The organism is Streptomyces coeruleoprunus (assembly GCF_039542925.1).
GTDB lineage: Bacteria > Actinomycetota > Actinomycetes > Streptomycetales > Streptomycetaceae > Streptomyces > Streptomyces coeruleoprunus.
Genome location: NZ_BAABIT010000001.1, coordinates 5,301,222 through 5,323,872, shown reverse-complemented (window position 1 = coordinate 5,323,872; position 22,651 = coordinate 5,301,222). Strand labels below are relative to the sequence as shown.

General features: G+C 73.3%; 20 protein-coding genes and 1 other RNA gene. 8 read left to right on the top strand and 13 right to left on the bottom strand.

Translation table 11 applies throughout. The features are described 5' to 3' along the window. Both ABEB09_RS23810 and ABEB09_RS23805 read right to left on the bottom strand, forming a co-directional pair. On the bottom strand, positions 1-1,209 hold the full coding sequence (locus tag ABEB09_RS23810) for an MFS transporter (RefSeq protein WP_345691943.1): 1,209 nt from the start codon (positions 1,207-1,209) through the stop codon (positions 1-3). Between the two features lie 69 nt (positions 1,210-1,278). Then, positions 1,279-2,580, bottom strand: coding sequence for a DinB family protein (locus ABEB09_RS23805; RefSeq protein WP_345691942.1), 1,302 nt, complete (start codon positions 2,578-2,580; stop codon positions 1,279-1,281). Between the two features lie 749 nt (positions 2,581-3,329). Between ABEB09_RS23805 and ABEB09_RS23800 the strand changes: the two genes are divergently transcribed. Both ABEB09_RS23800 and ABEB09_RS23795 read left to right on the top strand, forming a co-directional pair. Continuing rightward, entirely contained in the window at positions 3,330-4,613 is a 1,284-nt protein-coding gene (locus ABEB09_RS23800; protein ID WP_345691941.1) for a KamA family radical SAM protein, read from the top strand. Then, positions 4,600-5,529 (top strand): GNAT family N-acetyltransferase, encoded by a 930-nt coding sequence (locus tag ABEB09_RS23795; RefSeq protein ID WP_345691940.1) that lies wholly within the window; start codon positions 4,600-4,602, stop codon positions 5,527-5,529. The genes ABEB09_RS23800 and ABEB09_RS23795 overlap by 14 nt, the downstream gene beginning before the upstream one ends. A 34-nt stretch (positions 5,530-5,563) precedes the next feature. Here ABEB09_RS23795 and ABEB09_RS23790 read toward each other — a convergent pair whose 3' ends face one another. Next, complete coding sequence (locus ABEB09_RS23790) at positions 5,564-6,007, bottom strand: rhodanese-like domain-containing protein (RefSeq protein ID WP_345691939.1); 444 nt, start codon at positions 6,005-6,007, stop codon at positions 5,564-5,566. Positions 6,008-6,176: 169 nt separating this feature from the next. Continuing rightward, on the bottom strand, positions 6,177-7,256 hold the full coding sequence (locus tag ABEB09_RS23785) for an endonuclease/exonuclease/phosphatase family protein (RefSeq protein WP_345691938.1): 1,080 nt from the start codon (positions 7,254-7,256) through the stop codon (positions 6,177-6,179). Positions 7,257-7,400: 144 nt separating this feature from the next. On the opposite strand from ABEB09_RS23785, the gene ABEB09_RS23780 reads away from it, so the two are divergent. After that, positions 7,401-7,913 carry a DinB family protein gene (locus tag ABEB09_RS23780; RefSeq protein WP_345691937.1) on the top strand — a complete coding sequence of 171 codons (513 nt, stop codon included), beginning with the start codon at positions 7,401-7,403 and terminating at the stop codon, positions 7,911-7,913. A gap of 195 nt (positions 7,914-8,108) precedes the next feature. Here ABEB09_RS23780 and rnpB read toward each other — a convergent pair. Then, positions 8,109-8,509: RNase P RNA component class A (rnpB, locus tag ABEB09_RS23775), an RNA gene on the bottom strand. A 66-nt stretch (positions 8,510-8,575) separates the two neighbouring features. Between rnpB and ABEB09_RS23770 the strand changes: the two genes are divergently transcribed. Both ABEB09_RS23770 and ABEB09_RS23765 read left to right on the top strand, forming a co-directional pair. Beyond that, positions 8,576-9,376 (top strand): MerR family transcriptional regulator, encoded by an 801-nt coding sequence (locus tag ABEB09_RS23770; protein ID WP_345691936.1) that lies wholly within the window; start codon positions 8,576-8,578, stop codon positions 9,374-9,376. Then, positions 9,373-10,188, top strand: coding sequence for a hypothetical protein (locus tag ABEB09_RS23765; RefSeq protein WP_345691935.1), 816 nt, complete (start codon positions 9,373-9,375; stop codon positions 10,186-10,188). Before ABEB09_RS23770 ends, ABEB09_RS23765 begins: the two co-directional genes overlap by 4 nt. Here the strand turns inward: ABEB09_RS23765 and ABEB09_RS23760 are convergent. Beyond that, positions 10,139-11,578 (bottom strand): RNB domain-containing ribonuclease, encoded by a 1,440-nt coding sequence (locus ABEB09_RS23760; RefSeq protein WP_345691934.1) that lies wholly within the window; start codon positions 11,576-11,578, stop codon positions 10,139-10,141. The genes ABEB09_RS23765 and ABEB09_RS23760 overlap by 50 nt on opposite strands. Positions 11,579-11,663: 85 nt before the next feature. Here ABEB09_RS23760 and yaaA point away from each other — a divergent pair, with 85 nt between their 5' ends. Next, positions 11,664-12,446, top strand: coding sequence for a peroxide stress protein YaaA (gene yaaA / locus ABEB09_RS23755; protein WP_345691933.1), 783 nt, complete (start codon positions 11,664-11,666; stop codon positions 12,444-12,446). Positions 12,447-12,534: 88 nt separating this feature from the next. Then, complete coding sequence (gene eda, locus ABEB09_RS23750) at positions 12,535-13,206, top strand: bifunctional 4-hydroxy-2-oxoglutarate aldolase/2-dehydro-3-deoxy-phosphogluconate aldolase (RefSeq protein WP_345691932.1); 672 nt, start codon at positions 12,535-12,537, stop codon at positions 13,204-13,206. Here the strand turns inward: eda and ABEB09_RS23745 are convergent. From ABEB09_RS23745 to ABEB09_RS23730, 4 genes are all read right to left on the bottom strand, one after another. Then, positions 13,181-14,704, bottom strand: coding sequence for a bifunctional RNase H/acid phosphatase (locus ABEB09_RS23745; protein ID WP_345691931.1), 1,524 nt, complete (start codon positions 14,702-14,704; stop codon positions 13,181-13,183). The genes eda and ABEB09_RS23745 overlap by 26 nt on opposite strands. Next, positions 14,704-15,447 (bottom strand): zinc ribbon domain-containing protein, encoded by a 744-nt coding sequence (locus ABEB09_RS23740; RefSeq protein ID WP_345694062.1) that lies wholly within the window; start codon positions 15,445-15,447, stop codon positions 14,704-14,706. The genes ABEB09_RS23745 and ABEB09_RS23740 overlap by 1 nt, the downstream gene beginning before the upstream one ends. Continuing rightward, a complete protein-coding gene (locus tag ABEB09_RS23735; protein ID WP_345691930.1) occupies positions 15,444-16,283 on the bottom strand; it encodes a Nif3-like dinuclear metal center hexameric protein in 840 nt (279 codons plus the stop codon). The genes ABEB09_RS23740 and ABEB09_RS23735 overlap by 4 nt, the downstream gene beginning before the upstream one ends. A 712-nt stretch (positions 16,284-16,995) precedes the next feature. Then, positions 16,996-18,027: an ABC transporter substrate-binding protein gene (locus ABEB09_RS23730; RefSeq protein ID WP_345691929.1), complete on the bottom strand. Its 1,032-nt coding sequence runs from the start codon at positions 18,025-18,027 to the stop codon at positions 16,996-16,998. A gap of 207 nt (positions 18,028-18,234) precedes the next feature. Between ABEB09_RS23730 and ABEB09_RS23725 the strand changes: the two genes are divergently transcribed. Continuing rightward, positions 18,235-19,398 (top strand): hypothetical protein, encoded by a 1,164-nt coding sequence (locus tag ABEB09_RS23725; protein ID WP_345691928.1) that lies wholly within the window; start codon positions 18,235-18,237, stop codon positions 19,396-19,398. A gap of 274 nt (positions 19,399-19,672) precedes the next feature. Here ABEB09_RS23725 and ABEB09_RS23720 read toward each other — a convergent pair whose 3' ends face one another. From ABEB09_RS23720 to ABEB09_RS23710, 3 genes are read right to left on the bottom strand one after another with little or no spacing between them, the layout of a single operon-like run. Next, on the bottom strand, positions 19,673-20,608 hold the full coding sequence (locus ABEB09_RS23720; protein WP_345691927.1) for a 3-oxoacyl-ACP reductase: 936 nt from the start codon (positions 20,606-20,608) through the stop codon (positions 19,673-19,675). A gap of 51 nt (positions 20,609-20,659) precedes the next feature. Beyond that, complete coding sequence (locus ABEB09_RS23715; RefSeq protein ID WP_345691926.1) at positions 20,660-21,739, bottom strand: Zn-dependent alcohol dehydrogenase; 1,080 nt, start codon at positions 21,737-21,739, stop codon at positions 20,660-20,662. A gap of 18 nt (positions 21,740-21,757) precedes the next feature. After that, on the bottom strand, positions 21,758-22,612 hold the full coding sequence (locus tag ABEB09_RS23710) for a MaoC/PaaZ C-terminal domain-containing protein (protein ID WP_345691925.1): 855 nt from the start codon (positions 22,610-22,612) through the stop codon (positions 21,758-21,760). Between the last annotated feature and the right edge of the window lie 39 nt (positions 22,613-22,651).

Sequence of the window (22,651 nt, the reverse complement as noted above, 5' to 3'; positions counted from 1 at the left end):
TCAGCCCCTCGCTTCGGTGGTGATGGCCGGCTCGTCCGCCGGGGCCGGCCGGGTGGTGTCGCGGCCGCGTCCCCAGGCCCAGACGGCGACGGCGAGCAGGGCCGTCAACGTCACGGGGAGGAAGATCTGGAGCGAGCCGGTGAGGCGGGAGGTCACGCCCAACAGGAGGGCGGAGACCGGGACCGCGCCGGTGATGAACGTACGGATGACGGCGTTGACCCGGCCGGACAGTTCGTCGGGGATCTGCTGCTGGCGGTAGGCCATGGTGGCGGCGTTGACGCCGCCCTCGCCGAGGCACAGCACGCAGAATCCCGCGACGACGGCCAGGGGGACGTCGACGAGGAGCCCGGCGGAGCCGAGGGCCGCGACGGCGAGCCACAGGGTGATCTGCCGGTGCCGGTCGCCGCCGCGCAGGGCCCGGGGGCTGAGCCAGGCGCCGAGCGCCGCTGCCACGGCGCCGAAGGAGACCGCCACGCCGAGGGCGGTCGGGTCCCAGTTCCACTGGTCGCCGCCGACCGCGAGGAGGGTGGGTTCGAGTGCTCCGGCGCCGAGGTTGTAGAGGGCGACGGCCATGGTCAGCCGCCGCAGGTCGGGGCGGGCCCGGAAGTAGGCGATGCCTTCCTTGAGCATCGTGCCGAGGGACGCCGTGACGGCCTGGGGTTCCGCCTTCGGCATGAAGACGACGGTGAGCGCGGTGAGCAGGAAGGTCGCCGCGTCGATCTCCAGCGCCCAGGTGGTGCCGACCGCCGCGATGGTGAAGCCGGCGAGGGCGGGGCCGACGAAGCGGGCGACGAGGAGGATGGAGGTGAACTGGCTGGACGCCTTGTCGAGGCGTTCGCGCGGGACGAGGGCGGGGATCAGTCCGTAGTCGCCGGCGACGTCCGAGACCACGTTGGCGAGGCCGAGGACGAAGAGCGACACGAAGACGGCCGCGACCTGGTCGTGGGCGAGCAGCAGGGGGATGACGGCGACGGCGGCGCCCTGGATCAGCTCGCCCGCGGCGAACAGCACGCGTCGGTCGTACCGGTCGATGAGGGGGCCGAGGAAGGGCGCGGCGAGGTAGGGGGCGGTCTGCGCGGCGACGCTGAGGACGGCCAGGAGGCTCGAATCGGTCGACTCCAGGAGAGCCCACGGGATGGCGATGTAGAGAAAGGTGTTGCCGATGGTGGAGACCGCGGAGGCTCCTGTCAGCAGCCAGAAGGCTCTCATGTAGTACCCCAGGTGTCGGGCCGGGCCGATTCCGCGTGACGCGACCGCGGAATCGGCCCTCTGGAACCGTCAGCGGACGTCGGTGACCTGGCTGAGCAGGCGCGCGGCCTCGTCGGCCCGCTCGTTGATGGTCGCCGTGAGGGCGTCCACCCGGTCGGACAGGAAGCCGTCGGCTCCGATCAGCGCGGCCTCGGCCGTGCCGAGACCGCTGAACAGGCGGGACGCGAAGCGGTGGTTGGCCGTGTGGCGGTGGCCGGCGGCGTCGAGGATCTTGTCGATCGAGACGGCGTGGTCACGCGGGTGCCAGATGTACCGCTTGAGGCGGAACCGCAGCTCGACCGGGCCGAGCTCCCACCATGCGGAGCGGATGCCCAGCTCCTTCTCGGTGATCTCCGAGTAGTCCTGCGTGTTGCGCAGGTGCAGGCGCTCGTAGAGGGCCAGCAGCTCGTGCAGGCTCTCGTGGCTGCCGAGCGGCTCGCCGTGCTCGGCGACGGTGTCGGTGGCCGGGACGACCTCCGGGGACAGGCCCTTCCGGCCGCGGTCCAGGGCATGCAGGATCTGCGGGCGGTACGCCCACCACTCGGCCATGACGACGTGCGCGAGGTTCTCGCGGATGGAGCGCTCGGAGCGCAGCGGCGTCGTGTCGAGCAGCGCGTCGGGGACGCCGACGAACAGCGACTGGAACTCGCGGTAGGCGAACCGGTGCTGCCCGAGGAGGCGGTGGGTGTCGTTGAACTCCGGGCCGTGCTTGGCGCGTTCGCGCTCGGCGATGACGGCGAAGTCGCACAGCTCCTGGTAGGCCTGGAGGACGACCTCGCGCAGGCAGTCGGAGTACCACTGCCAGTCGCCGGGGCCCGGCTTGCCGATCCAGTCCTTCATCAGGACGTCGTCGGGCAGCGCGGCGACGGTCTGGGCGAAGCGCTCGACGGCGGCGGCGAGCGGGGAGGTGGTCACCTGCCTGTGGTGGTCCCACGAGGACTCGATGGTGCCGCCGCTCCGGGCGACCTTGCTCCAGCGCTCGGCCTCCTCGACGGTGACGCGGTCGCCGGGGTGGCGGGTGATGGCCTCGTCGAAGAGGCGGATGGCCTCGCCGTACTTCTTCTTGCGCAGCGCCGCCTTGCCACGGCCCACGAGGAACTGGGCCTTGAAGGACTCCGCGGTGAGGTGCCCCGGGGTGTCGTGGAAGACGGTCTGGTAGCCGACGGAGAGGCGGGTGCGGCGGGGTGCGCCGTTCCACTCGTGGTACCGGGTCTGGTCGGGTGCCAGGAGCTGGACGGTCGGCGACCAGATGTAGATGTGGTTGTTGATGATGTCCGTGCTGGTCCGGTCGGGGTTGGTGGTGACCACACGGACCGGAAGGGTGTGTTCCATGATGTCCCGAGCGATCTCGGGGTCGGAATAGATGCTCCGGTCGTGGCCGGTGCAGCCGGAACACTCCGGCGAATGCAGGTCCAGCAGAACCGGTTTGTCCTCGACCTCGGACCGCTTCAGAAGCGATTGGAAGTCGTGCTGATCTGCCCACTGAATTGTCAACATACACCCAATCCATGCGCTTTTGGCGGAAGCGGGCGGGGCAGGGCGTCGCAGCGCCCCCCTTCGCCGCGATCATGAACCTACAGGTGCAGTATCGAGAACTGTCAAGAGTCCGAGAACTTTCGACAATGGGCTTGCGCCGGTAAAGCGGAGCCGGTATTTGCGGGTGCCGGCCGGGGAGCCGGAATCGGACGAAGCCATGCCTAACGACCCGTATGAGCCCAGCACCGCTCAAGAGAACGCGGTTCCTCCATATCGGAGCAGTGCAGGTCAGCGCTTGATCACCGATCAGGGCATCGGATAGAAAGACCGGCGAGTGGCACGGGGTCTGCCACCCGGGAACCGTTTGCGCCTGATTAGCGACAGCTAATAGTTCATCTCGTCAGCAGTTGTGGAGCGGCGCAGGAGTGTGTCCTGGGCCGCCTGAACGGTGGGGCCTGCAGAGCATGAGTATTCAGTCGAATTCAGACACCTTGACGGACGTCTTCACGGAGGCGCGGAGCCATGCGCCCGGAACCCAGCCCTATCGGTATCAATTTCGGCCACCGGTCGAACCGGACTGGACGCGATTCCCCGGCTGGTCCGCCGTGACCCCGCAGGAATGGCAGTCGGCGCAGTGGCAGCGGGCGAACTGTGTGAAGAATCCGCGCCAGCTCCAGACCGTTTTCGGCCAAAGACTCGACGAGTCCTTCGTGGCCGACCTGGTACGCGACCAGCAGGACCGCGCGACCATGTCCCTGCTGCTCACCCCGCAGATGCTCAACACGATGGTGCCGGACCTCGCCCCGGGCGACGCCGGCTACACCGAGCGCCTGTACGCGGACCCGGTGCGCCGCTACATGCTGCCCGTGTTCAGCGACCGGCACGGGGAGTGGCCTTCGCATCCGTTTGCAACCCGCGATTCGCTGCACGAGGCCGAGATGTGGGCCGTGGAGGGGCTGACGCACCGCTACCCCACCAAGGTGCTCGCCGAGCTGGTGGCCACGTGCCCCCAGTACTGCGGCCACTGCACCCGCATGGACCTCGTCGGCAACTCCACGCCGCAGGTGGCCAAGCACCGGCTCACGCTCAAGCCGGCCGACCGGCTGGAGCGGATGCTCGGCTTCCTGCGGTCGAGCCCCGGCATCCGCGACGTGGTGGTCTCCGGCGGCGACGTGGCCAACGTCCCCTGGCCCCGGCTGGAGGCCTTCCTCTACGCGCTGCTGGAGATACCCCACATCCGCGACATCCGCCTCGCGACCAAGGGGCTGGTCGGACTTCCGCAGCACTGGCTGCAGAAGGACGTCCTCGACGGCCTCGCCTCGGTGTGTGCCAAGGCCCACGGGCGCGGCGTCCAGATCGCGGTGCACACCCACACCAACGCGGCCCAGTCCGTGACCCCGGCCGTCGGCCGGGCCACCACGGCGCTGTTCGAGGCCGGGGTGCGCGACGTGCGCAACCAGGGCGTGCTCATGCGCGGCGTCAACGACTCCGTGGAGGGCCTGCTCGACCTGTGCTTCGCGCTGCTCGACGGCGCCGGGATCATGCCGTACTACTTCTACCTCTGCGACATGATCCCGCACAGCGAGCACTGGCGGGTGGCCGTGTGGGAGGCCCAGGAGCTGCAGCGCGGCATGATGGGCTACCTGCCCGGGTTCGCCACGCCCCGCATCGTGTGCGACGTGCCGTTCGTCGGCAAGCGCTGGATCGACCAGGTCGACTCGTACGACCGCGAGCGCGGCATCTCGTACTGGACGAAGAACTACCTGACCCCGCTGGAGGCCGACGACCCGACGGCCAGCCGGCGCGCCTACCCGTACTACGACCCGATCCCGACCCTGCCGCAGGCCGGTCAGGAGTGGTGGAAGAAGATGCCGCATGAAGATCGTTGACGAGCACGGACTGTCGGTGGCCCTGATCGAGCCCGCCGAACTGGCCCTGGAACCCTGGCTGTCCGCCGGTGAGCACATCGACGTGGTCCGGATGCCGAAGCCGCCCGCCGACACCGTGGACGCCCTCACGGCTCGCGGTTTCGTCGTCAAGCCGGAGATGCTGACGTGGGTGGCCCGGCTGGGCCCGGACGAGGACACGTTCCTGGCGCGGCTGGAGAACAAGTCGCGCCAGGACATACGCCGGGCGCGGCGGCGCGCCTCGGCGGCGCTGCGGGAGGAGGTGCAGGACCGGGTCGACGCGGAGACCCTGGACCGGTTCCTGGCGCTGTACGAGGAGCGCGTCGCCGGCATGCAGTTCGGCGTGCCGTACGCGCGGCGCCACCGGGAGACCGTCCTGAACGGCCCGCAGAAGTACTTCGCGGTGTTCGCGTTCGAGGGGGACGAGCTGGTGGGCGGCTGCCTGGTGGCGGAGTGCCCCGAGCAGGACACCATCCGGATCCGCTTCTCGGCCGTGAGCGAGTCCTGGCGCAGGGACAGCCTGGCGCGCACCCTCTATTTCACCGCCATGCGCACCGCCCGCCTCAAAGGATTCACCTGGGCGACACTCGGCGACGAGCCGAACCTCTACGGCCACCTGACCCGGGCCGGGCTCTTCTCGTTCAAGGTGAACATGGGATTCGAGGCGGTGCCGTCACAGGATTTCGGTGATCCGACGGGCTGCGACGAGGCGGACCTCGTACTGAATCTCTCGGCGCTCCAGGATCCCTGCCTGATCCTGGGCTACGCGTCCGGCCCGCACAGCGCGGACCGAAAACTGGTGGGGCACTTCATCACCGAGGACGACAGTCGCCTGGATGAATTCGGTGCGCCTTTCCTGGCAGGTCTGGAACCGCGCCGCCCCGTCCAGTCGGACTGAACGCGGGCGAACGCGGTTCCCCGGCCCGGCGGAATCAGCTGTCCGACGGGTTCCCGGATTCGACCGGGAACCCGTCGCGCTTCCAGTACTCGAATCCGCCGATCATTTCCTTCACCTTGAAGCCGAGGACCGCGAGCTTCGCGGCGCCCTTGGTGCCGGCGTTGCAGTCCGGCCCGAAGCCGTAGGTGACGTACGTGGCCTCCCGGTCCAGGTCCGCGACGTCCTCGGGCGACAGGGTGCGGTGGGGCAGGTTCAGCGCGCCCGGGATGTGCGCCTCCTGGAAGGACTCCACGCTGCGGCTGTCGACGACCACCACGCCCGGGACCTTGTGGGAGATGTCGTGCTCGACATCCGACGGGTCGCACTCGGACGACAGCTTCGCGAGAAAGTAGGTGGCCGACAGCTCGGCCGAGGCCGGAACACCGGCCACCTTGCTCTCCGCGGTGAGGAACCGGAAGAGTTCCGGAATCTCGGACATCGAGAACCCCCTTTGAACGGACCTTTGAACAGCCCTGTGAACAGGACTGTGAACGGCCCTCTGAACGGACCTTTTGAAAAACGGCAACGGCCGACGTCACCCTATGATCCACTCGTGGTTCCCGCAACAGGCCCGGGATTTCCGCTATTTGAGCCGACCGGAAAACCGGCTAGGTACCGATGCGCAGGTCCGTGACGACGGCGGCGTGGTCGGAGTAGAAGGGGCCCGGCGGGTGTTCCGGCAGCCGGGTGTCGACGGTGTGGGAGCCGGTGACGGAGACCCCGGCGCCCCGGGCGAAGACGAAGTCGATGCGGTCCGGCGTGATCATGTAGTCGTACGCGGGCAGGGGGCTCCAGGTCCGGCCGGGTGCGGCGCACACGTCGGGGTGCGCGGCGCGGTAGGTGTCGGTGAACCCCGCGTCGGTGAGGACCCGCGTCGCGCGCAGGTCGTAGCCGAGCCCGAAGTGGTCCGGGCAGCCGGCCCAGGCGCGGCTCCAGTCGGCGGCGGGCACGGTGTTGAGGTCCCCGGCCAGGATCACGGGGTCGGTGTTGCCGGCGAGCGCGGCCGGGAGCTGGGTGCCGACGATGTCGGTGATCTGCGGGACCTGCGCACCGGACTCGGCGCGCTGGACGCGGCTGGCCGAGTGGCGCGGCCGCCCGCCGTCGCGGACGGCGGCGGCGTTCTCGTCGATCAGGTCGCCGATCCACGGTTCGGTGTAACCGAGCCAGGTGTCGAAGAGGTTGACCTCGCGGCCGCTGGGCAGCCGGACGCGGACGCCGCCGAAGTGGAAGTCGGTGACCGTGGTCCCGGTGGGCGTGGGGTACACCTGGGTCACCGGGTAGCGGGTGAAGATCCAGAGGTTGTCGGAGGCACCGGCGGTGATCCGGGTGGCGCTGTACGTGCCCTTGCCGGCGCGGCGGGTGAGCCCGTCGCGGAGGGCTTCGGCCGCTCCGTACGTCTCGACGGAGAAGAAGACGTCCGGGGCGATCGCGACGACCTGGTCGACGACGCGGGGCAGGTTCTCGGCACCGCCGAGGTCCACGTTCCGGCCGCCGTGGTAGATGTTCCACGCCAGGACGCGGACGTCGTCGGACACGACGGCCGACGGCACGGACCGCCCCGCGGAGGCGGCGGAAGCGGGCTGCTCCCCGGAGGCGGCCGGCGCGGGTCCGAGCAGGGCGGCGGCCAGAGTGGCGGTGAGCGCGGCGGCGCACCCGAGTGCGCGGCGGATCGGTCTCAGTGGCTGCATGGGCGGGAGGGTGGCACGCGCGGCCGTCGCCCGGAAGAACACGGGATGGCCTCCCGGCCAACGCGACGTCTTGCGGCCGGACTTGACGACGGGCGCAGGATCACTGGTCCAATGGCCCGGTACCCGGACGACGAGGAGCGACGCGTGACGACCACCGACCCCCGCATCGGGCCGCCCCACTTCGGCGGCGAACGGGAGACGCTGCGCGCCTTCCTCGACTACCAGCGGGCGACGCTCGCCCTGAAGTGCGAGGGCCTGACGGACGAGGAGCTGCGCCGCCGGTCGTCGCCGCCCTCGACGCTGTCGCTGCTGGGCCTCGTACGGCACCTGGCCGAGGTGGAACGCGCCTGGTTCCGGCGGGTGTTCGAGGACCACGACGTGCCGCTGGTCTGGTCCGACGTGACCGATTTCCAGGCGGCGTACGACGCGAGCGGCTCGACCCGCGCGGAGGCCTTCGCGGCCTGGGAGGCGGAGGTGGAGCACTCCCGCCGCATCGAGCGCGCGGCCGCCACCCTCGACCTGGCCGGCCACCAGCCGCGCTGGGGCGAGGACGTCTCGCTGCGCATGGTCATGGTCCACGTCCTGCTGGAGTACGCCCGCCACAACGGCCACGCGGACTTCCTGCGCGAGGCGATCGACGGCACGGTGGGAGCGTGAGCGCCGACGGCCGTCCACCGCCCGGACGGCCGCCGGGCGGGCCAGAACCGGCGGGCCTCGGCGGTGTCGGTCCCTGCGGATGGTGACCCAGGGGGCCGCCCCAGTGGCTGGCGGGGGGCCGGTGGTGACGGTCACGTCGACCGTGCCGGGGCCGCACTGCTTCCGGGCACCGGTATCGGGAGAAGCGGGAGAAGGCAGACGAGTCGGGCTGTACGCCGGGTTCTGTGCCCCGGGACCTCGCGGTCGTCGGGGCGACGGCCATCCATCTAGGGCCGGCGTTGCCGCCGGCCTCGTGCGGTCTACCCGCGGACTCGGGCGGGCCGCCCTCGATCATCCGCGCAGGGCCGTCTCGCGACGGCCCCTCTTGACCTTGCTCCAGGTGGGGTTTACCGAGCCGCCCGAGTCACCTCGGGCGCTGGTGGTCTCTTACACCACCGTTTCACCCTTACCGAGGGCCGAGGCCCCCGGCGGTCTGTTTTCTGTGGCACTTTCCCGCGGGTCACCCCGGGTGGGCGTTACCCACCACCCTGCCCTGTGGAGCCCGGACGTTCCTCGGGGAGGTTCGAGAACCCCCACGCGGCCGTCCGCCCGGCTCGTCTGCCGTGTCGACCATGGTACCCGGCCCTTGACCTTGTCGTAGCGTCAACGTTTCTACTGGGGCCATGCGGATCGGAGAGATCGCCGCGCTCGTGGGCGTCAGTACGCGGGCCGTGCGCCACTACCACCACCTGGGGCTGCTCCCGGAGCCGCCGCGGCGGGCCAACGGATACCGGGACTACACCCTGCGGGACGCCGTGCTGCTGGCCCGGATCCGGCGGCTGACCGAGCTGGGGCTGGGCCTGGACGAGGTCCGGGACGTCCTGGCCGACGACGCCGGGCGTGAGCTGGTGGACGTCCTTGAGGAGCTGGACGCGGACCTGGCCCGCCAGGAGGCGGACGTGCGGGCGCGACGGGGGCGGCTGGGGGTGCTGCTGGAGGAGGCCCGGCAGGGGCGGCTGCCGGCGGAGGGGCCGGTGTCGCCCGAGCTGGCGGCGCTCTTCGCGGACCTGGCCCGGGCGGCGGAGGAGCTGCCGGGGCCCGAGCCGGAGATGGCGGTCCGGGACCGGGAGGTCCTGGCGCTGCTGGACACCGTGGAGCCGGACGGCGTCGGTGCCGGTCTCGTGGGCGCCCTGCGCGGGACCCTGACGGCGCCCGGGGCGGTGGAGCGGGCCTACGACCTGTACGCACGGCTGGACGCGCTCGCCGGTGCGGACGCCGGTGACGTACGGGTGGACGAGGCGGCGCGGCTGCTCGCGGAGCTGCTGCCGGACGAGCTGGCGGGCCATTTCGGCGACGTCGACCCGGCGGTGTTCGGCGGCGGGAGGCCCGCGGGCTTCCAGGGGGCGTTCTGGGCGGACTTCTCGCCCGCGCAGGTCGAGGTGATCCGCCGCGCGATGCGGCTCGTCGTGGAGCGTGCCCGGTGAGGCGGCTGCTGCGGGGGCTCGCCTACGCGCTGCTGCCCGGCGAGGCGGTGCTGCTGGTCTGCCTGGCGGGCGGGGTGCGGGTGCCGCCGGCCCTGCTGACGGCCGTGGAGGCGCTGCTCGTGGTGGTGCTGCTCGGCGAGTGCGGGCTGTACGTGCGGCTGCGGCGGCGGGGGCTGTCGGCGCGGGAGGCGCTGCTGGAGCTGGTGCCGGAGCCGGTCGTGCGGCTCGTCGGGCACGAGCTGGGGCTGATGGTGAGCCTGGTGCGCTGGGCGGCGCGCCGGCGCCACGGGGTGGGGCCGGGCGTCGCGGCGTTCGGGCACGCCCGGGACCAGGCGGCGCCGATGTACGGGTTCACGTTCGTGTGCGTCGTGGAGAGCGTGGCGATGTCGTACCTGCTGCGGGACCTGCCCGGCGTCCACGAGGTGGTGCTGGTGCTGGACGTCTACACCGTGCTGTTCGTCCTGGGCCTGCACGCCGCGTCCGTGACCCGGCCGCACCTGCTGGACGGCCGGGTGCTGCGGCTGCGGCAGGGCTGCCACGTGGACCTGGAGGTGCCGCTCGGGGTGATCGCCGCGGTGCGCCACGAGCTGCGGTTCTCGCACGAGAAGGCGGAGGGGGAGCTGAACCTGGCCGTGGGGTCGCAGACGTCGCTGACGGTGGAGCTGGCCGAGCCCGTGGAGGCCGTCGGGATCCTGGGTCGCCGGCGGCAGGTGCGCACCGTGCGGTTCCACGCCGACGACGCCCGTGCGCTGCTGGCCGCGCTCACGCGGGCACGAACAGCGCCTTCTCCCGTCCCGGGAACGCCCGGGTGAGGCGTACGTCCAGCCGCTCCCCCAGCGGGAGCGGCCGCGGGCCCTCGACGCGGGCCACCACGGCGGGCTCCGCCAGGTGCACGGTGCCGACCGCGGGCTCGTCCTCCCGTACGTCGACGACGGTCGCCGGGAACACCTCGCCGACCCGGTCCATGAGCAGCGCGGCCTCCACGAGGTCGACGCACTCCCGCTCGACCTCGTTGGCGCGGCGGCCCCCGGCGGCCATCTCCTGCGGCAGGGCGGCGAGCGCGGCCCGCACCCACTCGGGCGGTTCCTCGCCGGCGACGGCGCACACGCACAGCTCCCCCGCGTACCGGTCGACGAGGCGCCGCAGCGGGGCGGTGCAGTGGGTGTACTCGTCGGCGACGGCGGCGTGCAGGGAGGGCACCGGCGGGTTGCCGTCGGTGAAGACGGTGTAGCCGGCGCCGCGCAGCAGGGACGTGCAGTCCTGGAGGAACGCGGCGTGCTTCGGCCGGTGCGGGTCGAGCGAGCGGACGAGCGCCGCGTACGAGACGTGGTGCGGCCAGTCGATGCCGAGGGCCGTCGCGGAGCGGCGCAGCCGGGCCACCGCGCCGTCGGGTGCGGTCGGCAGGGTGCGCAGGATGCCGGTGCCGGCGGCGGTCATCAGGTCGGCGGCCGTCATGCCGGTGAGCAGGGAGAGCTGGGCGTTCCAGGCGTCGGCGGGGCGCGGGGCGCGGTAGCCGAGGTCGTAGCCGCCGTCGCGCTCGACGATCTCCTGCTCGGGGACGCGCAGGGAGATGCCGCCGCGCTCCTCCTCCAGTTCCTCGCGGAGCCGGCCGATGTCGCGGAGCAGGGCGAGCGGCTCCTCGGCGGTGCCCTGGTCGATCTGGTGCTGGGCCGTCGCGTAGTCGAGGCGGGCGCGGCTGCGCACGAGGGCGCGGCGGACGTCGGCGGCGACGCGCTTCCCGTACGCGTCGAGGTCGATGCGCCACAGCAGCGCCGGCACGGTCTGCCCGGGCAGCAGACCGGCGGCGCCCTCGGAGAAGGCGGGCGGGTGCAGGGGGACGCGGCCGTCGGGGAAGTACAGGGTCTGGACGCGGCGGTGGGCCTCCGCGTCGACGGCTCCCCCGGGCTCCACGAAAGCGGCGACGTCGGCGATGGCGTAGTGGACCCGGTAGCCGCCGTCCGCGCGGCGCGCCAGGTGCATGGCCTGGTCGAGGTCGAGGGAGCCGGGCGGGTCGATCGTGAAGAGGGGAAGGTCGGTGGCGTCCCGGCCGGGCAGGCGGGGCGCCTTGGCGGCGGCCTCCGCCTCGGCGAGGACGTGGGCGGGGAAGCCGCGCGGGATGTCGAGCCGGGTCCGCAGCGCGCGCAGGGCGGTCCGCAGGGGAGCCTCGGCGGCGCCGGTCACGTGGAGATGGCGGCGGGGCATACGCCGAGCGTAGGACGCGGGGCGGTGCGCGGCACTTTGTACGCTGGCCCGGGGCCGCCGCCGTAAGTGTCGAAGGAGAACGATCGTGCTCGTGCTGTTGCCGCCGTCGGAGGGCAAGGCCTCTTCGGGGCCGGGCGAACCGCTGGATCCCGGATCGCTGTCCCTGCCGGGGCTGGCCGGGGCACGGGCCGCCGTGCTGACGGAGCTGGTCGAGCTGTGCGCGGCCGACGAGGACAAGGCCCGCGAGGTGCTGGGGCTGAGCGAGGGGCTGCGCGGCGAGGTCGCCAAGAACGCGGAGCTGCGCACCGCGGGTGCCCGCCCTGCCGGTGAGGTCTACACGGGGGTGCTGTACGACGCGCTGGGCCTCGCCACGCTCGACGCGGCGGCGCGCGAGCGGGCCCGGGATGCGCTGCTGGTGTTCTCGGGGCTGTGGGGCGCGGTACGGGTCGACGACCGCATCCCGTCGTACCGGTGCTCCATGGGGGTGAAGCTGCCCGGGCTCGGGGCGCTGGGGGCGTACTGGCGCGGGCCGATGGCGGAGGTCATGCCGGAGGCGGCCGGGGACGGGCTGGTGCTCGACCTGCGGTCGGCGGCGTACGCGGCGGCGTGGAAGCCGAAGGGCGCGGTGGCGGAGCGGACGGCGACGGTGCGGGTGCTGCACGCGCCGACCCGCAAGGTGGTGAGCCACTTCAACAAGGCGACGAAGGGCCGGATCGTGCGCAGCCTGCTGTCGGCGGGCGCGGCGCCCGCCTCGCCGGGCGAGCTGGTGACGGCGCTGCGGGACCTCGGGTACGTGGTGGAGGGCGAGGCTCCGGGCCGGGCGGGCCGGGCGTGGTCGCTGGACGTGCTGGTGGACGAGATCCACTGAGCGCCGCGCCACCGCCCCCCGGCGCAGCGTCGTTGCGCCCTGCGCAACGCACGTTGCGCAGGGTGACTTTTCGCCGAAGGATGGGGGCATGACCTCCGTCCTCGATCTCGTGGGTGCGCCCGGGGTGCCCGTCCTGCCCGTCGTCGTCCTGGAGGACGCCGCCCATGCCGTGCCGCTCGCCCGCGCTCTCGTGGCGGGCGGGCTTCCGGCGGTCGAGGTGACGCTGCGGACGCCCGCGGCGCTCGACGCGATCCGGGCCGTCGCGGACGCGGTGCCGGACGCGGTGGTGGGCGCGGGCACGGTCGTCTCGGCGCGGTGCGTGGACGAGGCGGTCGCGGCGGGCGCGCGGTTCCTGGTGAGCCCCGGCTGGACGGGCGGCCTGCTGGACGCGGCGGCCGCGTCGGGCGTGCCGTTCCTGCCGGGCGTGTCGACGGCGTCGGACGTCGTGGCGCTGCTGGAGCGCGGGGTGCGCGAGATGAAGTTCTTCCCGGCGGAGGCCGCGGGCGGCACGGCGTACCTGCGGTCGCTGGCCGGGCCGCTGCCGCAGGCCCGGTTCTGCCCGACGGGCGGCATCGCCGCGGCCTCGGCCCGCTCCTACCTGGCGCTGCCGAACGTGAGCTGCGTGGGCGGCACGTGGATGGTGCCGCCCGACGCGGTGGCGGCCCGGGACTGGGGCCGGGTCGAGCGCCTGGCGCGGGAGGCGGCGGCGCTGGGCCCGGCCGGGGCCGGCCGGCTCAGCGGAGGTGGGACGTGTCGTTGAGCAGCCTCAGCGACGCGTTGCCGTCCTTGTAGTACGCCACCGCCGACAGGGAGGCGGCGGACAGCTCCATCCGGAACAGGGCCTCCGGCGGGGCGCCCAGGGCGAGCCGGACGAGCGTCTTGATGGGCGTCACGTGCGTGACCAGCAGCACGGTCCGGCCCGCGTAACGGGCCGTCAGCCGGTCCCGGACCGCGGCCACTCGACGCGAGACCGCCGCGAACGACTCGCCGCCCGTGGGCGCCGCCTTCGGCGAGGCCAGCCACGCCGTCAGGTCCTCCGGGTGGCGCTCCTGCACCTCGGCGAACGTCAGGCCCTCCCAGGCGCCGAAGTCCGTCTCGCGCAGGCCGTCCTCGATCCGGACGTCCAAGCCCAGGCGGGCCGCGACGGTCTGCGCGGTCTGCCGGCAGCGCAGCAGCGGCGACGACACGATCTCCTGGATGGTGCCGCGCGCGGCGAGCGCGGCCGCCACGGCCTCGGCCTGGCGCAGGCCGGCCGGGGACAGCTCGGGATCGCTCCCCCCGCTGCCCGAGAACCGCTTCTGCGGGGTCAGCGCGGTCTCGCCGTGCCGCAGCAGCACGAACGTGGCGGGCGCGCCCAGGTCGGCGGAGGCCGCCCAGCCGACGGGCGGCGTGGCGGGCGTGGCCGCGGCGGCGGAGGGCACGGGCGCGACGGCTTCACCGGCGCTGACGGGGGCGGCGGGCGCTGTTTCGGGTGCGGCTACCGGGGCCTGCGGGGTGGTGGGCGTGAGCGTGGGCGCTGCGGCCGCCGGGCCCGGGGTGGCGGCCGGGGTCTCTGTCGCGGCCGCGGTCTCTGTGGCCGCCGGGGCCTCCGTCGGGGCGCCCTCGAGCGTGGCCGCGTCGGCCGCCGGGGCCGGGGTGGCGGCCGGGGTCTCCAGGGCCGCCAGGGCCTTGGCCGCCGCAGGCGTCGTACGGGGTGCTCCCGCCGTACCGGCGGACGGTGCCGCCATCGCGCCCGCCAGCGCCGCGCGGGCCTTCGCCGCGCCCGCCGTCGCGTCGCCGACGACCCGGGCCGCGCCCGCGTCGAGCGCCGCGCGGGACGCGGACGGCTGCCACTGCCGGCCCTGCCGGCCGGCGTCCATCGCCTCGTTGGCGAGCCGGTCGGCGTGCTTGTTCTGCTCGCGCGGGATCCACTGGTACGTGACCCGCCCCGGCGGGAAGACCCGCGCGGCCTCCGCCGCGAGGGGCTTCATGTCCGGGTGCTTGATCTTCCAGCGGCCGGACATCTGCTCGACGACCAGCTTGGAGTCCATCCGCACCCGCACGGTCGCGTCGGGCGCGAGCTCGCGGGCCGCCCTCAGGCCGGCGACGAGGCCCTTGTACTCGGCGACGTTGTTGGTGGCGACACCGATGTACTCGGCGGCCTCCGCCAGCGCCTCGCCGGACACCGGGTCAAGGACCACGGCGCCGTAACCGGCGGGGCCGGGGTTGCCCCGGGAACCGCCGTCGGCCTCGACGATCAGCTCACGCACCGCGCTCATTACAGGCCGGACTCCGCCGTACGGACCAGGATGCGGCGGCAGTTCTCGCACCGTACGACGCTGTCGGCCGCGGCCGAGCGCACATCGTTCAGCTCGGTGATGTTCAGCTCGATGTTGCAGCCCTCGCAGCGGCGCTGGTACAGGCGGGCCGCGCCCACGCCGCCCTGCTGGCCGCGGATCTTCTCGTACAGCTTCATCAGGTCCGCCGGCACCGAACCCGCCACCAGCTCGCGCTCCTTGGCGACCGCGGCGGCCTCGCTGTCGATCTCCTCCTGCGCCTTGTCGCGGCGGGCCGTGGCGTCGTCGACCTTCGCCTGCACGGAGGCGACACGCTCGGTCAGCTCGGCCACGCGCTCCTGCGCGGACTCACGGCGCTCCATGACCTCCAGGACGACGTCCTCCAGGTCGCCCTGGCGCTTGGAGAGCGACACGATCTCCTTCTGGAGGTTCTCCAGGTCCTTCGGGGAGGTGATCGCCCCGGAGTCCAGGCGCTGCTGGTCGCGGACCGCGCGCTGGCGCACCTGGTCGACGTCCTGCTCCGCCTTGGTCTGCTCGCGGGCGCAGTCGCTCTCCTCCGTCTGCGCGGCGACGAGCAGGTCCCGCAGCTGGGTGAGGTCCTTGGTGAGCGACTCGATCTCGGCGTGCTCCGGCAGCGACTTCCGCCGGTGGGCGAGCTGCGACAGGCGTACGTCCAGGGCCTGTACGTCGAGGAGTCGGATCTGGTCGGCGGGCGCGGCGTTCAGTTGGGGGCTCCAGGAGAAGAGTGATGAGCGGAAGGGGACGTGTGGTGCGCGGCCCACGGGTCCGTGACCGTCGTGGAGACATGGACGCGCAGGTTCCAGCCGTGGCGGTCGGAGACCGCGTCGAGCTGGGCGGCGGCCTGCTCGCACCAGGGCCACTCGGTGGCCCAGTGGGCTGCGTCGACGAGGCCGAGCGGTGAGTGCTGGGTGGCCTCGGAGGCGGGGTGGTGGCGCAGGTCGGCGGTGAGGAAGGCGTCGACGCCCGCGGCGCGCACGGCGTCGAAGAGGCTGTCGCCGGAGCCGCCGCTGACGGCGACGCGGCGGACGGTCGCGTCCAGGTCGCCGGCGACGCGGATGCCCTGCGCGGTCGCGGGCAGCCGCTTGGCGGCGCGCTCGGCGAACTCGCGGAGGGTCTCCGGGGTGTCCAGTTCGCAGATCCGGCCCAGGCCGTTCTCCGGGACGAGGGGGCCCACCACGCGCAGGTCGAGGGCGCCCGCGAGGGCGTCGGACACGCCCGGGTCGGCGGTGTCGGCGTTGGTGTGCGCGACGTGGAGGGCGATGTCGTGCTTGATGAGCGTGTGCACGACGCGGCCCTTGAAGTGGGAGGCCGCGACGGTGGTCGTGCCGCGCAGGTAGAGCGGGTGGTGGGTGACGATCAGCTGGGCGCCCAGCTCGATCGCCTCGTCGGCGATCTCCTGGACGGGGTCGACGGCGAACAGGACGCGGTCGATCTCGGCGTCGGGGTCGCCGCAGACGGTGCCGACGGCGTCCCACTGCTCGGCCCGCTCGGGGGGCCAGAGGGCGTCGAGCTCGGCGAGGACTTCAGACAGACGGGGCACGCATGCAAGGCTACCCGCCCGGCCCCCCACCCCCTCGCGCCCCTGGCCCGTCCCGGGCGGGGCCGGCGCGGCGGGTAGGCGCTGCGTGCCGCGCCCACCGTTCCGCCGTTGCGGGCCGGCGCCGCCGGTACCGCCGTTCCGTCGTTGTGGGCTCGCGCTGCAGTGCCGCCATTCCTCGTTGTGGGCCGGTGCCGCCGTTCCGTCGTTGTGGGCTGGCGCGGGTGGCGCCGTTTCGTCGTTGTGGGCTGGCGTCGCTGTGCCGCCGTTTCGTCGTTGTGGGCAGTCGTTCCGCATGGGGGTCCCCCCTGGACGTAGTCCTTGGGGGAGGAACGGGTGGGCACAACGACGAAACGGCCCCCCGGCCTGAGGGCCCACCCCCGGCGCGCGCCACGACGGTGGGTGGGTCCGGGTGCGGCCCGGGGGTCACGTGCTCAGATTGGCTCGCTCGGGGCCTTGAGAGCGAGGCGTCCCAGCGCCGCCAATCCTGCGCGCGCGACCCCCGGTCCACCCCCGTCCCGCGCGTGGGCGACTGACCGCCGGTGGGTGTGGGGGTGGGTGGGACCGCCCGCCCGTGGGCGGCTCACCGCCGATGGGGGGAGCGGGTGGGTCCGCCCGCCTGGGGGCGGCTCACCCCCGGTGGGGGAGCGGGGCCGCCCGCCCGGGGGTGGCTCGCCACGGTGGGGGTGGTGAGGAGCAGGGGCGGAGCCCCCGGTTACTTGACCAGGTGGGTGCGGAGGTCGTCCAGGACCTTGTCCGCCGCCGTGACGCCCAGGCCGAGGTACCAGGTCTCGTCCGGGACGTCCACGGCCTGGCCGGACTTCACGGCCTTCAGGTTCTTCCAGAGCGGGTTCGACTGCGCGGTGTCCCGCTTGGTCTTCTTCGGGTCGCCGTACACGCCGGTGAAGATCCAGTCCGCGTCGGCCGCGTCGATGTTCTCCGGGCTCACCTCGGTGGCGAGGTCGTCGATCTGCTGGTTCTTCGGCCGCGGCAGGCCGGTGTCCTCGAGGATCGTGCCGATGAAGGACGCGCGGGCGTACAGGCGGATGCGGTCCGGGAGGTAGCGGACCATCGAGATGGTCGGCTTCTTCGCGCCGATGTCCGTGCCGAGCTTCTTCGCCTTCGCCTCGTACGCGGCGAGCTTCGCCTTGGCCTCGGCGGTCTTGTCGAGGGCCGCCGCGTTCAGGAGGTAGTTCTCCTTCCACGTGAAGCCCGGGCGCAGCGAGAAGACCGTCGGGGCGATCTTCGACAGCTCCTTGTACTTGTCGGCGGCGCGCAGCTGGCTGCCGAGGATGAGGTCGGGCTTCAGCGCGGCGATGGCCTCCAGGTTGAGGCTGTTGATGGTGCCGACGCTCTTCGGGGTGCCGCCGTCCTTGGCGAGGTAGCTGGGCAGGTCGGGGTCGCCCTCGGCGGGCGCGTAGCCGACCGGCTTGATGCCGAGGGACACGACGTTGTCCAGCTCGCCGACGTCGAGGACGACGACCCGCTGCGGGACGGCCTTCAGTTCGGTCTTGCCCATGGCGTGGGTGACGGTGCGCGGGAACTGGCCGGGCTTGGCGTCGGTGCCCATGGCCGCGGTCTTCTCGCGGGCGTCGCCGAAGCCCTTGCCGCCCTGGGCGACGTTGCTCTTGGCGTTCTTGTCGGCCTTGGTGTCCTCGGCCGCCTTGTCCTGGGTTCCGCACGCGGCCAGGGAGAGCGCGGCGGCGAAGGCTATGACGGCGGCTGTGCCGCGTCGGCGTACGGACATGGGTGCTCCTGAAGGGGACGGTTCGCACGGACTTGAAGGTTCCGTTTAGGACTGCCTTACCTTAGTCGCCCCTGTTCCGGCCAGCACAGCCGCCCCCTCCCCCTCAGCCGAACCGCTCCGTCACCACCCTTATGTGTGAAGCGCGGGGGCTCGCGTTGTTCGGGTGGAAGTGCGAAAACTAGCTTCGGTGGCCGGAGGTGACGAGCGATGACAGCCTGTGCCATCGAGCCCACCGCGCAGGACGACGACGGCGCGGCCGGCGGTGGAGGGTTCACGATCGCGGCGGACGGCTCGTACGCGGCCCGGCTGGCCGGTGAGGGCGAGGCCCTCTTCCCCGAGCGCTGGACACTGGACGGTCCGGAGCCGTACGCCGTACCCCTGCCGCTCGGACAGCCGGAGGAGCGGGACGCGCAGTTGCTGCCGCTCGCGGACGGACGGGTACTCATCGCGCGCCGCGTGGCGGGGCGGTTCGCGTTCTCGCTGCTCTACCCGACGGGCCCGGCGACCGGTGAGGTGCCGCTGGGCGGGGTGGAGGCGGAGTCGCTGCGGCTGCTGCCGCCGTCGCCGGACGGGATGTGCGCGTACGCGCTGGCGGTGGGCGAGCGCTCGACCGGTGTGTGGCAGGTGGCGGGCGGCGCGTTCGGCCCGGAGCACGTGGCCGAGGTGAGGGGCCGCTGTACGGGTGGGGTGTGGCTGGACCGGGCGGGCCGGATGCTGGCGGTGGACCGGGAGCCCGGCGACGGCGGTCCCGTCAAGGCGGTGGCGGTCGACCTGGAGCGGGGCGGCGAGGTGACGCCGCTGCTCCAGATCACGGACGAGAGCAGTGACCGGCTGCTGCTCGCGGATCCGGACAGCGGGCTGCTGCTGATCCGTTCCGACGCGCCGTCGCCGGGGCACGAGCGGCTGGGCTGGGGCGTCCTGGGCAGTACGCGCCCGGTGCGGTTCCCCGAGTGCCTGCGGGCGGCGGACGCGGCGGTGACGCCGTTCGCGGTGCAGCCGGGACAGGTGCTGATGCCGGAGACCTGCGCGGTGGCGCTGCGGATGGACGCGGCGGCCGGCAGCTGGGTGGGTGTGTGGCGCCCCGCGGCACGGCGGCTCATTCAACTTCCCGCGCCGGACGGGTGGTTGGCCGGCACCGGGCTGTGGACGCGCGACGGGGTGCTGTGCCTGCCGTACGTGACGGGCGCGGTGCCGTGCGGTCTCGCCCGTGTCGAGGGCGCGGCGGAGGCGCTCGTACCGGATCCGGTCACCACACCCGCACAAGCGGAACCCGCAGGTGGGGAACCGTCCGGGCGCCGCGGGACTCCTGTGGTGTGCAAGCCCGTGCCGTTGCAGCAGGCTCCCCTCACCGGTCGCACGCTGCCTGGTTAGACTCTCGGGCCGCACATCAACAGCGATCACTACGGGGTGACTTCCCACATGTCTGAGGCCAGTACCGACCCTACCCACGGGCGACCGCAGGGGGACGCCGGCGGCTCCGGAAAGCACCGCGGAGGCGCGGCCGCGTCGGAGGACACGACGACGCAGCCGCACGGCCGTCATCGCAGGGAACCGCAGCCGCACCACGGCACCGCGGCCTGAGGCCGGCAACCGTCCGCACACGGTGGGGCCGTCCGGGAAACCCCCGGGCGGCCCCACCGTCGTGTCAGGCCCCGGCCCCGCCGCCGTGCCGGAGGGCGAGCACCTCGGTCGCGGCGAACGTCTCGCCCGGTGGCCGGGCGGCGTAGTACGGGCCGAGGCACGCGTCCAGTTCCTCGTAGGTGAAGGCGCCCTTGGCGGTGTCGAACGCCGCCGCGACCCTGGGCCGTTCCATGACGGCGACCATGCCGCCGTGGACCACGAACAGCTGGCCGTTGACCGCCGCGGCGGCGGGCGAGGCCAGGTAGCCGACGAGCGGGGCGACGTGTTCCGGGGCGAGCGGGTCGGGTTCGCCCGGGGCGCCTCCGCCGACGCCGGCGAAGACCTCGGCGGTCATCCGGGTGCGGGCGCGCGGGCAGATGGCATTGCAGGTGACGCCGTACCGGGCGAGGGCGTGGGCGGTGGAGGTGGTCAGGCCGACGATGCCGCCCTTGGCCGCCGCGTAGTTCGGCTGGCCGGCCGAGCCCGCGAGGAACGCCTCGGACGAGGTGTTGACGATCCGGCCGTGGACCGGGGCCCCGCCGGCCGCCTTGGCGCGGGCGCGCCAGTGCGCGGCGGCGAAGCGGGTGGTGTTGAAGTGGCCCTTGAGGTGGACGCGGACGACGGCGTCCCACTCGTCCTCGGTCATCGAGAAGACCATGCGGTCGCGCAGGATGCCCGCGTTGTTGACGAGGACGTCGAGCCGGCCGTACGTGTCGACGGCGAGGCCGACGAGGGCGCCGGCGGTCGCGTGGTCGGCGATGTCGCCGAGGTGGACGGTGGCTCGTCCGCCCTCCGCGCGGATCTCCTCCGCGACCTCTTCGGCGGCGGCCCGGGAGTCCTCGCCGTACTCGTTGACGACGACGGCGGCGCCGAGCCGGGCGAGTTCCACCGCCTCGGCGCGGCCGAGGCCGCGGCCCGCGCCGGTGACGACGGCGGACAGGTCCGCCAGGGGCTGGGACATGGCGCTTCCTCCTTCACCGGTCTTCATCGGTCCTCGGCGGTCTTGGCCCGGTCACAGTTCGATGCAGGTGCGCAGGGCCTCGCCGGTCCGCATCTGGGTGAGCGCCTCGTTGACGTCGGCCAGGGGCAGCCGGTGGGTGATCAGGCCGGCCAGGTCGATCCGGCCGGCCCGCCACAGGGCGATGGCCCGCTCGTAGGAGCGCAGCACGTCCCCGCCGCCGTACAGGGAGGGCAGGATCCGCTTCTCGTCGAAGAACAGCTCGAACATGTTGAGCTGGAGGAAGTCGTCCATGGCGCCCGCGCCGACGACGCACAGGGTGCCGCCGCGGCGGGTCGTCTCGTACGCGGTGCGGGCGGTGGCGGAGCGGCCGACGACCTCGAAGACGTAGTCGAAGCCCTCGCCCCCGGTGACGCGCTGCCGGGCGTCGGCCAGCTCGCCGGGCGCCACGGCCTCGGTGGCGCCGAACCGCAGGGCCGCCTCCCGCCGGGCGGCGACGGGGTCGACGGCGACGATCTGCGCGGCGCCCTGGACCCTGGCGCCCTGAATGGCGGAGATACCGACGCCGCCGCAGCCGATGACGGCGACCGACGAACCGGCCGTGACGCGCGCGGTGTTGACGGCGGCGCCGAGGCCGGTGGTGACGCCGCAGCCGATGAGGGCGGCGATGTCGAAGGGGACGTCGTCGGGGATCGGCACGGCGCAGCGCGCGTCGACGACGACCTCCTCGGCGAAGGTGCCGGTACCGGCGAAGCCGAAGACGTCGCCGCCGCCCTTGCGGCGGAAGTTGGGCGTCCCGGCGTTGAGGAAGCCGGCGAGGCACAGCTGCGTCTGGCCGCGCCGGCACGCGGCGCAGGTGCCGCAGGCGGGCAGCCAGCACAGGACGACGCGGTCGCCGGGCGCCAGGGAGGTGACGCCGTCGCCGACGTCGAGGACCTCGCCGGCGCCCTCGTGGCCGGGGACGAACGGGGCGGGCTGCGGGAGAACCCCCGTCATGGCGGAGATGTCGGAGTGGCACAGCCCGGTGGCCCTGATCCGGATGCGCGCCTTGCCGGGGCCGAAGCCCACCGCCTCCACGTCGTCGAGGACGTCGAGTCTGTCCTGGCCGGTCTCGTGCAGTACGGCTGCGCGCATGGCGCGGCTCCCTTCAGGTCATGCGGTCGTGACGAAGGTGTCGGCGAGCACGGGCGCGTCGTCCCGTTCGACGGCCGTCACCGCGGCCCGGACGCCCCCGTCGGCGTCCCACATGCGGATGCGCAGGGTCTCGCCGGGGAACACGACGCCGGCGAAGCGGGTGCGGTACGCGCGGACCCGGCCGGTGTCCCCGTCGAGCGCCGTGTCGACGACGGCCTTCAGGGTCATGCCGTAGGTGCACAGCCCGTGCAGGATGGGGCGGTCGAAGCCGGCCTGCCGGGCGAAGTCCGGGTCGGCGTGGAGCGGGTTCCAGTCCCCGGACAGGCGGTAGAGCAGCGCCTGGTCCTCGCGGATGTGCCGGGTGACGGTCCGGTCGGGTGCGCGGTCGGGTTCCGGGGTGCGGCCGGAGGGGCCGCGTTCGCCGCCGAAGCCGCCCTCGCCGCGTACGAAGATCTCGGCGTCGCTGGTCCACAGGGGGCCGTCGTCGTCGGCGGTCTCGGAGCGCAGGACGAGGACGGCGGCCTTGCCCTTGTCGTACACGGCGGCGATCCGGGAGGTGGTGACGGCGCGTCCGCGCACGGGGATGGGCCGGTGCAGGGCGATGCTCTGCCCGCCGTGCAGGACGGCGGCGAGGTCGACGTCGATGCCGGGGGCGGACAGGCCGCCGAGCATGCCCATGCCGGCGCCGGCGACGGTGGCGAAGCTGGGCAGGACGTGGAGCCGGGACTCCAGGGTGTAGCGCAGTTCGCCGGGGTCGGTGGCGGGCGTGCCGGCGCCGAGGCCGAGGTGGTAGAGCTGGATGTCCTTGTGGTCCCACTCGACCGTGGCCGAGCGGGGCTCGGCGGCGAGTGCCTTGTCGGCGTCGATGGGCATGGGGCGAGGCGCTCCTTGGGGTGTGTGCGGACACCGGAG

Coding starts and splice junctions, on each gene's coding strand:
- ABEB09_RS23810 (WP_345691943.1), bottom strand. CDS start 1,209: ATGAGAGCCTTCTGGCTGCTGACAGGAGCCTCCGCGGTCTCCACCATC.
- ABEB09_RS23805 (WP_345691942.1), bottom strand. CDS start 2,580: ATGGAACACACCCTTCCGGTCCGTGTGGTCACCACCAACCCCGACCGG.
- ABEB09_RS23795 (WP_345691940.1), top strand. CDS start 4,600: ATGAAGATCGTTGACGAGCACGGACTGTCGGTGGCCCTGATCGAGCCC.
- ABEB09_RS23790 (WP_345691939.1), bottom strand. CDS start 6,007: ATGTCCGAGATTCCGGAACTCTTCCGGTTCCTCACCGCGGAGAGCAAG.
- ABEB09_RS23785 (WP_345691938.1), bottom strand. CDS start 7,256: ATGCAGCCACTGAGACCGATCCGCCGCGCACTCGGGTGCGCCGCCGCG.
- ABEB09_RS23770 (WP_345691936.1), top strand. CDS start 8,576: ATGCGGATCGGAGAGATCGCCGCGCTCGTGGGCGTCAGTACGCGGGCC.
- ABEB09_RS23760 (WP_345691934.1), bottom strand. CDS start 11,578: ATGCCCCGCCGCCATCTCCACGTGACCGGCGCCGCCGAGGCTCCCCTG.
- eda (WP_345691932.1), top strand. CDS start 12,535: ATGACCTCCGTCCTCGATCTCGTGGGTGCGCCCGGGGTGCCCGTCCTG.
- ABEB09_RS23745 (WP_345691931.1), bottom strand. CDS start 14,704: ATGAGCGCGGTGCGTGAGCTGATCGTCGAGGCCGACGGCGGTTCCCGG.
- ABEB09_RS23730 (WP_345691929.1), bottom strand. CDS start 18,027: ATGTCCGTACGCCGACGCGGCACAGCCGCCGTCATAGCCTTCGCCGCC.
- ABEB09_RS23725 (WP_345691928.1), top strand. CDS start 18,235: ATGACAGCCTGTGCCATCGAGCCCACCGCGCAGGACGACGACGGCGCG.
- ABEB09_RS23720 (WP_345691927.1), bottom strand. CDS start 20,608: ATGTCCCAGCCCCTGGCGGACCTGTCCGCCGTCGTCACCGGCGCGGGC.
- ABEB09_RS23715 (WP_345691926.1), bottom strand. CDS start 21,739: ATGCGCGCAGCCGTACTGCACGAGACCGGCCAGGACAGACTCGACGTC.
- ABEB09_RS23710 (WP_345691925.1), bottom strand. CDS start 22,612: ATGCCCATCGACGCCGACAAGGCACTCGCCGCCGAGCCCCGCTCGGCC.